The 13,792-nt window shown below is 36.8% G+C and carries 16 protein-coding genes and 1 riboswitch; of the genes, 10 read left to right on the plus strand and 6 right to left on the minus strand.

What is annotated here, in order from left to right; all coding sequences use genetic code 11:
- Nucleotides 1-126: 126 nt before the first annotated feature.
- The 5 genes from thiH to thiS form a co-directional block, all read right to left on the minus strand.
- Nucleotides 127-1,242, minus strand: coding sequence for a 2-iminoacetate synthase ThiH (gene thiH / locus ACPF9A_RS20920; RefSeq protein WP_424000137.1), 1,116 nt, complete (start codon nucleotides 1,240-1,242; stop codon nucleotides 127-129).
- Nucleotides 1,243-1,248: 6 nt separating this feature from the next.
- Entirely contained in the window at nucleotides 1,249-2,013 is a 765-nt protein-coding gene (locus ACPF9A_RS20925) for a thiazole synthase (RefSeq protein ID WP_424000139.1), read from the minus strand.
- A gap of 1 nt (nucleotide 2,014) precedes the next feature.
- On the minus strand, nucleotides 2,015-2,668 hold the full coding sequence (thiE, locus tag ACPF9A_RS20930; RefSeq protein WP_424000141.1) for a thiamine phosphate synthase: 654 nt from the start codon (nucleotides 2,666-2,668) through the stop codon (nucleotides 2,015-2,017).
- Nucleotides 2,669-2,676: 8 nt separating this feature from the next.
- The gene (locus ACPF9A_RS20935) at nucleotides 2,677-3,312 is read right to left on the minus strand and encodes a thiamine phosphate synthase (protein WP_424000143.1); all 636 of its coding nucleotides are present in this window, start codon (nucleotides 3,310-3,312) and stop codon (nucleotides 2,677-2,679) included.
- 73 nt (nucleotides 3,313-3,385) lie between these two features.
- The gene (gene thiS, locus ACPF9A_RS20940) at nucleotides 3,386-3,589 is read right to left on the minus strand and encodes a sulfur carrier protein ThiS (protein ID WP_424000145.1); all 204 of its coding nucleotides are present in this window, start codon (nucleotides 3,587-3,589) and stop codon (nucleotides 3,386-3,388) included.
- Nucleotides 3,590-3,691: 102 nt separating this feature from the next.
- A riboswitch (TPP riboswitch) is annotated at nucleotides 3,692-3,785 on the minus strand.
- Between the two features lie 220 nt (nucleotides 3,786-4,005).
- Here thiS and ACPF9A_RS20945 point away from each other — a divergent pair.
- Complete coding sequence (locus tag ACPF9A_RS20945) at nucleotides 4,006-4,605, plus strand: DUF6642 family protein (RefSeq protein ID WP_424000147.1); 600 nt, start codon at nucleotides 4,006-4,008, stop codon at nucleotides 4,603-4,605.
- A gap of 18 nt (nucleotides 4,606-4,623) precedes the next feature.
- Here the strand turns inward: ACPF9A_RS20945 and ACPF9A_RS20950 are convergent, their stop codons facing one another.
- A complete protein-coding gene (locus ACPF9A_RS20950) occupies nucleotides 4,624-5,922 on the minus strand; it encodes a Kelch repeat-containing protein (RefSeq protein WP_424000149.1) in 1,299 nt (432 codons plus the stop codon).
- A gap of 203 nt (nucleotides 5,923-6,125) precedes the next feature.
- On the opposite strand from ACPF9A_RS20950, the gene ACPF9A_RS20955 reads away from it, so the two are divergent.
- The 9 genes from ACPF9A_RS20955 to ACPF9A_RS20995 all read left to right on the plus strand — a co-directional run bounded on the left by ACPF9A_RS20955 (nucleotide 6,126) and on the right by ACPF9A_RS20995 (nucleotide 13,163).
- Nucleotides 6,126-6,353: a CDGSH iron-sulfur domain-containing protein gene (locus ACPF9A_RS20955; RefSeq protein WP_424000151.1), complete on the plus strand. Its 228-nt coding sequence runs from the start codon at nucleotides 6,126-6,128 to the stop codon at nucleotides 6,351-6,353.
- Between the two features lie 688 nt (nucleotides 6,354-7,041).
- Complete coding sequence (locus tag ACPF9A_RS20960; RefSeq protein ID WP_424000153.1) at nucleotides 7,042-7,623, plus strand: RNA polymerase sigma factor; 582 nt, start codon at nucleotides 7,042-7,044, stop codon at nucleotides 7,621-7,623.
- A gap of 53 nt (nucleotides 7,624-7,676) precedes the next feature.
- Entirely contained in the window at nucleotides 7,677-8,006 is a 330-nt protein-coding gene (locus ACPF9A_RS20965; RefSeq protein WP_424000155.1) for a hypothetical protein, read from the plus strand.
- Nucleotides 8,007-8,011: 5 nt separating this feature from the next.
- Nucleotides 8,012-8,503, plus strand: coding sequence for a Spy/CpxP family protein refolding chaperone (locus ACPF9A_RS20970; RefSeq protein ID WP_424000157.1), 492 nt, complete (start codon nucleotides 8,012-8,014; stop codon nucleotides 8,501-8,503).
- A 202-nt stretch (nucleotides 8,504-8,705) separates the two neighbouring features.
- On the plus strand, nucleotides 8,706-9,374 hold the full coding sequence (locus tag ACPF9A_RS20975) for a CotH kinase family protein (protein WP_424000159.1): 669 nt from the start codon (nucleotides 8,706-8,708) through the stop codon (nucleotides 9,372-9,374).
- The gene (locus tag ACPF9A_RS20980; RefSeq protein ID WP_424000161.1) at nucleotides 9,295-10,632 is read left to right on the plus strand and encodes an integrin alpha; all 1,338 of its coding nucleotides are present in this window, start codon (nucleotides 9,295-9,297) and stop codon (nucleotides 10,630-10,632) included. Before ACPF9A_RS20975 ends, ACPF9A_RS20980 begins: the two co-directional genes overlap by 80 nt.
- Before the next feature lie 343 nt (nucleotides 10,633-10,975).
- Nucleotides 10,976-11,332: a hypothetical protein gene (locus ACPF9A_RS20985; RefSeq protein WP_424000163.1), complete on the plus strand. Its 357-nt coding sequence runs from the start codon at nucleotides 10,976-10,978 to the stop codon at nucleotides 11,330-11,332.
- A gap of 254 nt (nucleotides 11,333-11,586) precedes the next feature.
- Nucleotides 11,587-12,396, plus strand: a complete 810-nt coding sequence (locus tag ACPF9A_RS20990; RefSeq protein ID WP_424000165.1) for a YHYH protein — start codon at nucleotides 11,587-11,589, stop codon at nucleotides 12,394-12,396.
- Nucleotides 12,397-12,527: 131 nt separating this feature from the next.
- Nucleotides 12,528-13,163, plus strand: a complete 636-nt coding sequence (locus ACPF9A_RS20995; RefSeq protein ID WP_424000167.1) for a toxin-antitoxin system YwqK family antitoxin — start codon at nucleotides 12,528-12,530, stop codon at nucleotides 13,161-13,163.
- Nucleotides 13,164-13,792: the final 629 nt, after the last annotated feature.

Consider the following 13,792-nt stretch of genomic DNA (forward strand, 5'->3'; position numbering starts at 1 on the left):
ATACCTTAATTAGTTCATAGCTAATTTGGTATGCAGAGACTTTTTTTTGCGTAAAAGTTTACATGGCGTAATACACTCTAAAAACAGCAAACTAAGTTGATTTCTTCGTATTGCTAAAAACAGCTTTTAGTCTTGCCAATTATTAGCCCAATCTTTCCAAACCACATCTAGACCTTGACTTTTTAACATGGCGGTGATGTCTTCTGTTGGTCTTTCATCTGATATTTCAAATTGCTCTAAAGATTCTGGTGCTACGGCATACCCACCAGGGTTGGTTTTAGACTCTGCGCTTATGGAGGTAATGCCCAAATTCACAATATTATTCCTAAACACTTCACTTTCACGCGTAGACATGGAAAGTTCTACATCTTCATCTAATAACCTGAAAGCGCATATTAGTTGCACCAAATCTGGGTCGGTCATTTCAACCTTTGGTTCCAATCCGTCTGAATGGGGTCGTAATCTAGGAAACGATATTGAATATTTTGTCTTCCAATACGTCTTCTGTAAATACTTTAAATGCAATGCCGTAAAAAAGCTATCTGCACGCCAATCTTCTAAGCCGAACAATGCGCCCAAACCAATTTTGTGAATTCCGGCTTTGCCCAATCGGTCTGGTGTATCTAGCCTAAAATCGAAATTAGATTTCTTACCTTTTGGGTGGTGCTTTTTATACTCCTCTCTATGGTAAGTTTCTTGATATACCAAAACGGCATACAGTCCATTTTCAATTAACAGCTCATATTCATCTTGCAGCAAGGGTTGTACCTCTATGGTGATATTTGAAAATTGAGAACGGATTAACTGCAAGGCATTATTGAAGTAATCTACACCAACGGTTTTATTGGCTTCTCCTGTAACCAATAAAATATGGTCATAGCCTTTAGATTTTATATATGCTACTTCTTTTAAAATTTCAGCGTCGGTCAAGGTCCTACGCGGAATTTTATTGGTCATGCTAAAACCGCAGTAGGTACAAATGTTCTGGCATTCGTTACTTAAATACATGGGCGAATACATTTGTATGGTATTCCCAAAGCGTTTCTTGGTCAAATTGCGACTCAATTGCGCCATTTGCTCTAAATAGGGTTTTGCTGCAGGCGATAGTAATGCTTTAAAATCTTCTAAATCTCGTTTTGTGTTACTCAATGCGCGTAACACATCGTCCTCTGTTTTAGAAAAAATACTGGCTAAGGTATCATCCCAATTGTAAGTATCGAATAGGGTTTTGAAACTGCTCATAATCTTCTAATTCAAAAAACTGGTTAAGGGACTACTTGCTTCGGCTTTTTTATGCACTATGGGTGCCAGTTTCGCTTCAAAAGCCATTCTGCCCGCTGTAACCGCCATTTTAAATGCTATGCCCATTGCTACAGGGTTTTGAGAAACGGCTATGGCAGTATTCACCAACACGGCATCTGCACCTAGCTCCATTGCAAAGGCTGCATGTGAAGGAGCGCCAATACCGGCATCTACAATAACAGGGACATTGCTTTGGTCAATGATGATCTCTAAAAATTCTTGTGTCTTTAATCCTTTATTACTTCCTATGGGTGCACCTAAAGGCATTACACACTGCACACCAACTTCCTCTAAACGTTTACACAGAACGGGATCAGCATGTATATAAGGCATAACCACAAAACCTAGTTTAACTAGTTCTTCGGCAGCCTTCAGAGTTTCTATGGGATCTGGAAGCAGATATTTTGGATCGGGATGTATTTCTAATTTCACCCAATTGGTCTCTAAGGCTTCACGAGATAATTGAGCGGCAAAAACAGCTTCTTTAGCAGTACGAACTCCCGATGTATTGGGTAATAAATTAATGCGATTATGATTTAAATGGCTTAATATATCATCTTGAGCATCACCAACATCTACCCGTTTTAATGCCACGGTCACCAATTCACTTTCTGAAGCCAGTATGGCTTCTTTCATTACTTGCGACGAGCTAAATTTTCCCGTTCCCGTAAACAATCTTGAGCTAAACTTCTTATCTGCTATCTGTAACATCTTATTTTCTTTTTTCTTCGGATATCCAACGTTCTTCTACTATTTCGCCACCATTGATGCGTTTCTTAAAATCTGGAATGCTATTAAAATTACGCGTTATTTCACCGGAAACAGCGATACCATGAATACCTGTTTTCATTAGTTCTGAAACATCATCTATAACAATACCGCCTATGGCAATTACAGGCAATTCTGTTTTGAGTTCTTCGAGTATGGTCAAATAACCGTTGATGCCCAATACGGGACTCAAATTCTCTTTGGTCTTCGTAAACCTGAAAGGTCCCAAACCTATATAATCTACTTTTTTATGAATCAGAGTTTTACAATCCTCCAATGTATTGGCGGTGCCACCAATGAGTTGCCAAGAAGCCAGCTCTTTTCTTGCTTTAGTAGGGCAGGAGTCTAATTTACCTAAATGCACACCATCTGCTTTTATCGAAGCGGCAATTTTATAGTGATCGTTAATGATTAATAGTGCCTGAAACTTCGCAGTAATTCCTCGTGCTTGTTGTGCGGTTTCAAGTACTACTTTTTCTGGCTGGTTTTTTAAACGCAATTGCACCAATTCCGCCCCAGAAGAACACGCTTTCTGAATGTTTTCTAAGTGTTCTTGCGGTGTACTGCCTTGTGATATATAATGTAATGTTGGTATCATATAAATACTTAATTCATGCTATTTTTACTCGCTGTTTTCTTCTGTTCAATCCATGCTGCTTCATATTGCTTTTTCAAGGCTATAAAGCTTTCAACAGGGTTTTCCATATTCCAAACTCCGCCTAAGACACCAATACCTTTAAAACCGAGCTTTAGTGTTTGTTGTACTGTTTTATCAGTTATTCCGCCCATGCCCACGATTAACTTATCACTTTGGTTGACGTCAAAACCTTTTCCTTCATATCCTTCTTTAGAGATGGAAGAAAACACGGGACTCAGTAAATGATAATCAAATTCAAATTCACAATCTTCTAATACCTCTGGATCGTGAAAAGAAGAACTTATGGTCTTACCGTACATATCTAAACTTTTAAAATACTGACCCGGATTATCAATATGGTCTATTCTTTTTTGCTCTTGAAAATGCACGCCTTTTAAATCATATGCATTGATTAACTCATGAAAAAGGTGTACTACAATTCTATTGTGATATTTAGTATCTATTAGATTTAAATAATTGCAATGTTCTTGATAGTCTTTAAATGGTTTTCTCAAATGATAATATGCCAAACCTTGTTGAAATAACTGATGAAGTATTTCAATTTCGTTAGGGATATCATTTTCTGGTGCTATTAATACGATCATTTTTGTGATTTAAGTATTGTAAGGGAAATCCTTTTACTTCATGTGGGTAATACGGGAATAGAAAGCCTGATTTTCAACCCCCTTGGGTAGCTCTAATGACCAGTACTTCATCGCTCTGGTTCAGTGTTTTGGTATGCCACTCTGTTTTGGTAATTATGTTCTCATTTACCGCCACGGCTATTCCGTTGACAGAAATATCCAATCCTTTAATGATTTCATCTAATGTAGTGTTCGGTTTGAATAGGTGAGTGGTGTTGTTAACTTTAATGTGTATCATCTTTTCCATTAGGTTATCAATGCGTAAAACGCAACAATGATTTTAATTTTGATGTAAACAGAAAGAGTAAATAATGAAATGAAAAAAGGAAAGTACAGGTTGTTGATCCTGATAACTTTTCCCTACGTTGATATTAATCAAATCAGGTTCTAAGGATATTTCTCAAACTATGAAATAGTTACTCCTAAAGTTTACTTCGCTAATGTAAGAATTTGAAGGAGAACACGTGCTTTTAAACTTCAGAATGTTGATTAATTTATAGCTACAAGCGTTTTATGAAATAATCGGCAATTATACCATACTTATCATATAAGACTTATCATCAACCCTAGTAGTTTCATTGCTAATTTTATCTAAAAACGCTAAAAAGTATAAATGAGTTACAGTAATTTTGTAGTTCATATAATTACAGCATATTGCTAGAGAAAAGAAATCAATTACCCCAAGAGCAATTTATAGATGAAGAAAACTTCATTTATTGTTTAGAAGGCGTTCAAGACATAGAAACGGATAAGGTTACCGAAGCTCAAGAAAGCTTGGAGCAACTGGCTATAAAATACGGCATAGCAAGTATCTACAAAACATGTGATACCATTGAAGGATTAGAAGACAGCTTAAACGCACTGGTCTTAGATGATCACAATTTTAAGGACTATGAAATCATCTATTTGGTGATGCATGGTGAAGCCAATAGTATTTGCTTAAACGATTACTATTATACCTTACAGGAAATTGCAGAGCTATTTGAAGGACGATTGAAAGGAAAGATTTTACACTTCTCCAACGCAAAAATTCTGGATCTGGACGAAGAGGAAGCGCAATACTTTTTAGACATTACCAATGCAAAAGCTGTGTCTGGTTATGGCAATGCATACAACGGAGTAAGTAGCGCCAACCTTGACAAGGCTTTTTTCAACTTATTTAAAGAAGATGATGATATGTTCGAAGTTGTAGAAGAGCTACACCAAAGACATTACAATGTCTGTAAGTTGCTTGATTTCAGATTGTATTATTAAACCGCTACCTAAAACAAATCACTTACTCTTCAAATTGATCTCAAGCACTTGATTTCCGTTGTAGACAATTTTCAAACCTGCTTGTTGATTCGCTGAATTACCTATATGTTTAATAACAATAGCCATTTCTTCTCCTGTTGGCACTAAAATATGTTCAACTTTTGACTCAATTTGATACTGATTTCTAGCATCACCTGTAAGTGCTATAGTACTGATAAAGCAGCCCGTATTACCTCCCGTATTTTTTAGATATATAGTCGTATCGGTACCAATTGGTATTTCAACTTCTGACTTAGCACTTAGCTTTGAACCTACAAGTGCTTTCCCTTTTGGGTTGTCTTCGCCATACACCTCCATGTTCCTTTGATTTCCACCGGCACGTACCGGTGATCCCGCTGCTATATGAATTCCATTTCCCGAAAGTATTGCCTGAGTACCATGCCTAGCATAGTTCATATCCTTCTTTTTAGACCACAAACCTGATTTAGGATTATAGGCTTCAACAAGTTTATAAGCAGGTCCTGCTTCTTCACCTTCACCGCCCATTACAAAAAGGTCCCCGTTATAAACTACAATACCAGGAGCGGCTCTTGGGGTCGGTAAATTTTCAGATAATACAGACCAGCGCTTTAATTCAAAATCATAAGTGTCAACTATTGCAGGTAAAGGGGCAAACACTCCGCCTTCGCCACCAGATTGTCTTCCGCCAGCGGCATATAATTTATTTTCGATCACAGCAGCACTAAAATGATCCCTTTGTTGAGACGCATTTTCTAATACAGTCCAGGTATTGGCTTTAGGATCGTATTCATCAAACCAGTTGACATAACCGCCATCATGACCAATAGTATTACCACCAACGACATAGAACTTATCTTTATACATAACCAAACCTGCACCACCTCTTCTTCTGTTTTCAGGAATCTCAGGACCTTGAATCCAATTGTCTGTAGGTGGGTGATATAACCATACATGTTCTTCAGGAATTTCTCTCGGAAAATTATTGGTCTTAAACGCTGCTATTACCCAAATAAAACCCTCATAGGCCGTTGCCTGAAAATGATTAAACTCTTTGGGCGCCATTCTACCGGTACTCCAAGTGTTATTTTTATAATCGTAGATATCTAATTTTTGAGCAGATTCGCGACCTCCAAACAATACAAATTTATCACCAATTTGCACAAATGAACATTCGTGTCGCGCCGTATAATCTTCGCTTTCATTCTTATCTATCCATTTATCCGTATGCTTTTTATTCATTTGACATAATCCTAGAAAAGGTATTAGAATCAATAAATAGCTAAATAAATTTTTCATACTTGATATGTTTTTCTGACGTATTGACATTGTCATCTATACTATAATAGTACACTATTTAATTGGTTTGAGAACAACTGGGGGGAGTACTTTAGATGTGTCAAATTGTAGCTGTTTTAAAATTAATAACTCTTAATTATTCACGATAAAAATTAAATCTATATTCCTATTTTTACCAAAATCAAATAAAAGAATTTAATAGTATGAGCAAAACAAAACTAACCATAAATAGTAATGGGTCTGTAAAAGTAGAAGGAGATTTTGAAGTTGTAGATAGCCAAGGTAATTCATATAACTTACAAGGTAGAACAGTGTTAGGTATATGTCGTTGCGGACTTTCTAATAACAAACCTTTTTGCGATGGTTCTCACAGAAATCATTTTGAACACGAAGCAACAGCTTTCGATTTACCTCCAATGAAAAATCGTTAAAACATATTAATTATTGCTTTTTAATGGACTTTTCTCATAAAAAAGCAATAATCAGTTTTTGTACTATAATGTTATTGCGTTATGTAACTTTAGCTTTGGTTACGGTATAACAACATAAGGTCTTGGAGACTTTATATTATTTGAGCGGGTTGCAGCGCCGGCATAATTAGTACTTCACTTTATTTAAATTTTTCTTCTAAAGTTCTCTCTGAAAAGGTAATGAAACCGAGGTACGAGGTTCATGAATACCTATTCAAATAAATAACTAGCAATGAATAAACACTTATTAACTGACCGACGATAGGAGGGAGGGCAATGTGTGTGGGATGGATTCAATAATTTAATTTTAACAAAACCCATAATAGATTTTGAAAACATAAGTTTGGCAATAATGTTTTTCATTATATAAATACGAATGCCGCCCAATAGTATAGATTTGGATAATTACTTTTAATGAATATTGGAATATGCTGTGTTGATATTTAGATATGTATTGATTATACTATCATAGAAATAGACCATATATTCTTTGGTAACTACATCGTCAACTATCCAAAGGGACACCAAGGGGAAGCCTTCAAAAACAGGGAAGCTTTTAAAATTAGAAAAGCATGTAAAGATTACAATAACAAATAATGCTAGGCAATAGTCACTATTTTGTACGTAATTTGTGTTTCAAATCCTATTATTGAAAGAACAAGACTTCATAGAAGCGTTACGGAAGGGAATCAATGATGCCTACGGTCAGTTACTGGATGAATACCAACAAAAGGTTTTTGGCACCTGTATTTCTTTTGTGCCCAATCAAGAGGACGCGGAAGATATTGCGCAGGAAGTTTTTATAGAGGTTTTTAATTCTATTTCTAAATTTAAGGGTGATTCAAAACTCTCGACATGGATTTATCGAATTGCTACCAATAAATGTTTGGAGTTCATTCGAAAGAAAAACACCAAAAAACGCTTTGGTTTTATGCAGTCCCTTTGGGGGAATGACTTATCGATTGACCGGAGTTCCTATTTCACGGAGTTCAACCACCCAGGAATTCAATTGGAGAACAAAGAGAAGAGTGAAATCTTGTTCGCGGCCATAAACAAGTTACCGGAAGATCAAAGAATTGTGTACACCTTAAATAAAATTGATGACCTGAGTTATAAGGAAGTAAGTGAAATTACCAATAAGAGCGTTTCCTCAATCGAGTCCCTATTGTTCAGGGCAAAAAAGAATTTGAGGGCACTATTGCAGGACTATTATAAAAAAGAAGAAAACTGACGCAAGTTTTTGAAGTATTGCGCATCCAAATAAAAGAGCAAAGTCCAATTTGTATGAAAAATAAAAGTAAAATAGATCACTTGGTGGAAGACACTTTAGAAAGTACCTCAAGTATTGACTCCGTAAAAATACCACCGTTCTTTAAGGAAAAAGTGCTGCAAAGAATGGCGCAAAATGATGATAAAAAAGCAACAAGCGTCCGTTATTTGGATTGGTTTACCCCAAGATATCAAGCCGCCGCCCTAGTCTGCTTACTGATTTTAAATACATTTGCCTTGTTATCGTACAAAGGCGATAACTCATATAGCGAGAAGGTCGAGGATTTTGCAGAGCTATACGGACTTTCGGAAACAAGTGCCGCTTCATATCTATATCAAAATTAGTGATAATGAAGAAAAATGTATTCTTATATATCTTGTTGGGTTTTCTAGTGCTTATGAACGGTTTTTTCTTGTACAAGCATTTTAGCAAATTCAGGCAGTACGATACCCAGCAGCGACCTGGTTCCTCAATGTTTATCTCGAAGCAACTGGATTTTGATGTGGCACAAATGCAACAATTCGAAGATGCGGAGGTGGCGAACCGTGAAAAAATGAGGTCAATACTTGATAATCTTCGAGAATCAAAAGACGCACTTTTCACAAAGCTTTCGGATGAAAAAGTTGACTTTACTGAAATTGATTCTTTGGCAACCTTGATTGCGGAAAAACAAAAAGAAAAAGAAATGGAAACATTTCGTTTTTTTCGGGAGGTTACGGAACTATGTAATGATGCACAAAAAGAACGATTTATATCTATTATAAGAGAGGCTATGCGTAATCAAGGGCCCCAGGACCGCAAGGGACCGCCGCCTAGAGGAGGCCCTGATGACAAAGGTTGACCACCTCCGCAAAGGCACTGAAACGAATAAACCCAAGTAAAAGACTCTAGCGGATGTTGATTTTGCTGAGGAATATCCCATTTTTGTACCTGCCGAAGTTTTTTATGAAGACAAGGAATGGTACCGAGTAGGTGTTCGTTTTAAGGGGAATTCTAGTTTGGCCTCCAGTTGGCAATCGGGTATTTTAAAACTGTCTTAGGAATTGGATTTCGATGAGTTTGAAGATCAATATCCTCAAATCGATAATCAGCGTTTCTATGGTTTTAAAAAACTTAGCCTAAAGAACAACTTTAACGACAAGTCCATGCTGCGCGAAAAAGTAGCAACCGATGTTTTTCGCAATGCCGGTCTTGCCGCTTCGCATGCCGCCTTTTATGCGGTCTATTTAGACCATGGCGACGGCCCGCAATATTTTGGCGTGTACACCATGGTTGAGGAAATCGACGATACGCTTTTAGAGGACCAGTTTTCAAATGAAGATGGCAATTTGTACAAACCCGATGGCGATGCCGCTAGTTTTGCAGCAGGTACTTTTGATGAAGACGAGTATGTAAAGAAAAACAATGAAGACGAGGGCGATTTCTCTGATGTGGAAAGCCTACTGACAATCTTAAATGACGAGAACAGAACAACCGATGCCGCAACATGGAGGTCCAATTTGGAAGGTGTCTTTGATACCGACGTGTTCTTGAAGTACTTGGCGGTCAATACGGTAATCCAAAATTGGGATACCTATGGAAGAATGACGCACAACTATATACCTAACCAATACCTAATAAATCATTTTAATTATGAAGTACAAAAATTTGATTTTGACAATTTTAGCAACCTTTCTTTTAAGTTGCAGCAGCGATTCGAACGAGCAGTTTAATGATGTCAGCGATACTATAGAAGAGAACAATGATGAGGATGATTTTGAAACTGTTGAATCATATTATCAGGCTGAAGGCTTTGTGACAATAGAAAACGGTTCGGGTGGTTTGGTTGCTAATTTAGATCCAGGAGACAGGTTTGCAAGAGATCATGATGTTATTGGGGATGTCAATGGAGACGGCGTAATAGATTACATTATTGGAGCTCGGTCTGATGATGATGGTGCGGTTGATGCTGGTGCCGTTTATATTTTATTTATGAACAATGACGGTACCGTTTTGTCAAATCAAAAAATATCCATGTTGGAAGGAGGCTTCAATGAAACTTTAAATGCAGGAAATTTCTTTGGCTACGGTGTTGCCGGGATTGGGGATTATAATAATGATGATATTCCTGATATTGCAGTATCGTCTCCCGTAACTCCTAATAATTCTTTATATGTTATTCATCTCAATTTAGATGGAACTGTAAAAGGTTTTGTGAAGAATGAAAATATAATGGCTCAAGGTTTAACTGCCATTGGAGATATTAATGGAGATGGCAGAATAGATTTGGTAGCTTGCAATCCTGGTTCTGATGATGGTGGTAATAACCGGGGCGCAATAGCTATTTTATTTTTGAATGAAGCATCCCAAGTAATGAATGCCAATACAGTGACCATAAGTTCAACGCAAGGAGGTTTTGGTGAAGGTCTCGAAAATGGTGATGAATTTGGTGGTCGAGAAGCAGCTATGCTTGGTGATATTGACGATGATGAAACCAAAGAATTAGCCGTAGGTGCTTTTATGTCCAATGGTGGAAAGGGGGCAATCTGGATACTCTCGCTCAATCCAACCACGTTCAACGTAACCTCCAAAATTAAAATAACCGATGGCTTAAATGGATTTACGGAATCACTTGATTTAGAAACTAATCCTAATGGAAGCATTGGCGCACAGTTTGGTCATGCCATGTGTGCGGCAGGTGATATTGATGGTGATGGTATAACGGACCTGATTACTGGAGCAAATCAACAAAATGAGGGTAACGGTTATATATTGTATTTAAATTCTGATAAGACGGTCAGGACATTTGATAAAATTAGTGCCACCGAAGGAGGTTTTGGTTTGACCTTAGGTCCACAAGACAGATTCGCCCGTTCTATTTCCTATGTTGGGGATTTAAAAGGAGATGGTTCAATCGCAATAAATTTTGGTGGTGGGGTTGGTCTTGGTGGCACGGGTTCACTATATACCCTTTTCTTTAGGCCAAATTAACATTGTTGGTGGATTCAATTGTCAGATAACCTTAAGAACTCAGTTTTTTGGTTAAAAGAGATAACTATGATAACAAAAAATAAAGATCAAATAGAAGAACGATATTTTTTTTTAGGAACACTGGAATCTTTGTTAATCCTAAGTATTCTGCTTTTTTTTTAGCTGTGGCACCGTTGAAGATGAGGATACAGCGTCAGAAAATGAACTCCAAAATATTGAATTAAATTCCCAGGTTGTTCAAACTCCGGCACCACTGATCCATCTTGCTGATAATCTTGACGAACCAGATAAACTAGGGTGGTGTATTGATACATAGGGCATAGGTTTCAATGAAGCCTTGCATATGCATTCCTGTAAACCCGATGGTGGTGATGTTCAATTTTATTACAATGTAGAAACAGAACAGATCTGTTCTACACAATATATTAGTTTCTGTTTGGAAATGTCTGGAGGTCCTATGGTAGGCATGAGTTTAAGCCTTATGGAAGACAAAACCGATTCATTTGAACAAAAGTTCATTTATGATATGGAAAGTGGTGAATTTAGGCCGGAGGGGTATAGTAGTTTATGTCTAGCAGCCGGAGCCACAAGTACCAATGCCGGTATCTATATGTCCCGAACTTTAACTTTAGAGCTTTCATCTGAAACAGACAAAAGCTTAAAACAGTGGGTAATTGTAGGCAAGGGAACGACCGATTAGTTGTCTTCCAAATGAATATTCAAATTTTGATAATTCTGTTCATAAATAGGGCTCAATTTTAAATATACTCTGGCTAACTACTTGATTATGATTGTTATTCGACCCTTATATTTTAATCATAGAATGCTTACTATCAAATATATATGAGCTAAAAGAAAAAGATAGCAAAAAAAATCGCCGTTAGACCGCAAGAAATAGAGTGAAAAATCATCTAAATTATTCATAATGGTTTTATTAATTAAAAAATTACAAAAATGAAGAACTTAAAATTCACACTTTATCTCCTTTTAGGGGCTTTTGCTTTTATTCTGTCCTGTAGCAGTGATTCGGAAAATACGGATGATGCGGATGATATAGATGTAATCTCTGATAATACAGATGATATAACCCAAGCCGTGAGCACGCCATTATCGGCTTTTGATGAATTTAATCCCGATGCGGTGACCGTTTCTTTTGATGGAGATGAAATTACCATTGAATCCAATGGTTTGCCCAACCATACTTCCCCTTACTGGGATGAATCGGACGACCTGTACATTGATCAAGAGTATGGTGATCATTTAACCCCTGGTAGGATTAACAGTGGCAACTTTATCGTTACCGTTTCCTCTGCACCGGAATTGGCGGCTTCCAGTTCTGCTACAGGATTAGGGCCAATTGGTATATCCGTAACCGGTGCTCCTATTTTCAATGACCAGGAAAGGGAAAATCTACCGTTAGACCTAGAAACTACGACAGGGTTTGATTATGCGGGAGGACACGTTGGTCCTGGTGGGTACCATTATCATATCGAGTCGGCGGATGTACCTGAAAACACCGTGCTTTCCCATGATGATGAGCAATTGGTAGGCATCATGGCAGATGGGTTTTTACTATATGGAAGAAGGGAAATGGATGGTTCTTATCCTACTGACTTAGATGAATCGGGAGGACATGTCTCATCAACACAACACAGTGAAAGTGAAGCGTTTTATCACTATCATATCATCAATGAACTATATATAAATTCTCTTTTTCTTTTATTTGGTGAAAATTTAAAAGGTACTCCTAACAGTATTCTGTAGGTATATATTGAATTTTGGATTATAAAGAGGAAACCGCCCTAACTATTTTATTCTGGCAGAAGGTGGTTTCTTTTTACTATTTAGCTTTAGGCGTTGAGTAAATTAAATAATGTCATAAAAATTATTGATAAATGAGCGTACAATTCAGGTCTTTTTTGTTTTTAAGCTTGTTATGGATAGGTTGTTCTGAACAAAAAGGAAAAATATCTCAATACGGTAGCGAAGATAATGTGGAATTGCCGGAAACCATAGTTACAAAATCAGAGATTACCTATAATCACAAAATCTCGCTCTGGACTTTGAACGATAGACCCTATTCCGGATTCGCTGTCAGTTATTATCCGGATAGTACCTTGATGGAAAAGTTTGCAATCTTGCGCGGCAAAAAGCAGAACAAGTCTATACAATGGTACCCTGACGGGCATTTGAAAAACGTCACTAACTATCATAATGGGAAATTAAATGGAGAAAAAAAGATATGGTCTGCTGATTCGCTACATGTCTTAATTGCACAATATAATTTCGTTATGGGCAAAGCTCATGGCGAGCAAAAAAAATGGTATCCAGATGGTAAGCTTTTTAAAAAGATGAACCTAAATAAGGGTAGAGAAGAAGGCATTCAACAGGCATTTAGAAAAAATGGGGTTTTATATGCCAATTATGAAGCCCGAGAAGGTAGAATTTTTGGAATGAAAAAATCGGTACTATGTTATGGACTAGAAGACGAAAATATTAAATATACAAAAATAGATAGCATTAACTTTTAATAGACGATTTTTTGGTTTTGTTCGAAAAATTTTAAAACACATCATTTAGCTTTTAGACATGAAATGAGATTTGACACTATCCAGATAAGCGGAAAAGTTAAAAACAACGTGGGTTTGCCTTTTTTGAGAATATTGTTAGTAGGCACACATACTTATTAAATTAGGAAATAAAGGTCTTTACAAATGGTATGGAGAAGTTAGATGAGTATATACTCTACAATCAAATAGAAAACTACAGATAACTCTCATATCTCTACATTATGTCAAATAGCGTTTTAAAAGTGTTTATTTGAAACCCAGAGGGTAGCAAGTGCTAAGAAATTATCTCACAGAGTAATTTTTAGCTGTTGCGGCAAGCTGACGAAATGGTTCTGAAAAATTTATTGACGAGCGGTTCTTAGTAAATCGTGTATTTGAAAATGTCTAAAAGGTTTGCTTTTGTTGGCGTGGGCCAAGCCGCTGGAGATTGTGTATAAAATAAATTGTGATAACAATTTATTTTTATTAAAACAATAAGCGTTGGCGCGAGACAATTTTACATAACGACTAATTATAGCTAACAAACGAGAATTCTCCTATAAGTTACAATGCACTGCTTTTGTTCTATAATGTTCCGCGTTATGTAACTT

Source organism: Maribacter sp. IgM3_T14_3, from assembly GCF_049603095.1.
GTDB lineage: Bacteria > Bacteroidota > Bacteroidia > Flavobacteriales > Flavobacteriaceae > Maribacter.

What these genes read in the sequence shown, in the direction of transcription:
- thiH (WP_424000137.1), bottom strand. Translation starts at nt 1,242, where the DNA reads ATGAGCAGTTTCAAAACCCTATTCGATACTTACAATTGGGATGATACC.
- ACPF9A_RS20925 (WP_424000139.1), bottom strand. Translation starts at nt 2,013, where the DNA reads ATGTTACAGATAGCAGATAAGAAGTTTAGCTCAAGATTGTTTACGGGA.
- thiE (WP_424000141.1), bottom strand. Translation starts at nt 2,668, where the DNA reads ATGATACCAACATTACATTATATATCACAAGGCAGTACACCGCAAGAA.
- ACPF9A_RS20935 (WP_424000143.1), bottom strand. Translation starts at nt 3,312, where the DNA reads ATGATCGTATTAATAGCACCAGAAAATGATATCCCTAACGAAATTGAA.
- thiS (WP_424000145.1), bottom strand. Translation starts at nt 3,589, where the DNA reads ATGATACACATTAAAGTTAACAACACCACTCACCTATTCAAACCGAAC.
- ACPF9A_RS20950 (WP_424000149.1), bottom strand. Translation starts at nt 5,922, where the DNA reads ATGAAAAATTTATTTAGCTATTTATTGATTCTAATACCTTTTCTAGGA.
- ACPF9A_RS20955 (WP_424000151.1), top strand. Translation starts at nt 6,126, where the DNA reads ATGAGCAAAACAAAACTAACCATAAATAGTAATGGGTCTGTAAAAGTA.
- ACPF9A_RS20965 (WP_424000155.1), top strand. Translation starts at nt 7,677, where the DNA reads ATGAAAAATAAAAGTAAAATAGATCACTTGGTGGAAGACACTTTAGAA.
- ACPF9A_RS20970 (WP_424000157.1), top strand. Translation starts at nt 8,012, where the DNA reads ATGAAGAAAAATGTATTCTTATATATCTTGTTGGGTTTTCTAGTGCTT.
- ACPF9A_RS20980 (WP_424000161.1), top strand. Translation starts at nt 9,295, where the DNA reads ATGAAGTACAAAAATTTGATTTTGACAATTTTAGCAACCTTTCTTTTA.
- ACPF9A_RS20985 (WP_424000163.1), top strand. Translation starts at nt 10,976, where the DNA reads ATGCATTCCTGTAAACCCGATGGTGGTGATGTTCAATTTTATTACAAT.
- ACPF9A_RS20990 (WP_424000165.1), top strand. Translation starts at nt 11,587, where the DNA reads ATGAAGAACTTAAAATTCACACTTTATCTCCTTTTAGGGGCTTTTGCT.
- ACPF9A_RS20995 (WP_424000167.1), top strand. Translation starts at nt 12,528, where the DNA reads ATGAGCGTACAATTCAGGTCTTTTTTGTTTTTAAGCTTGTTATGGATA.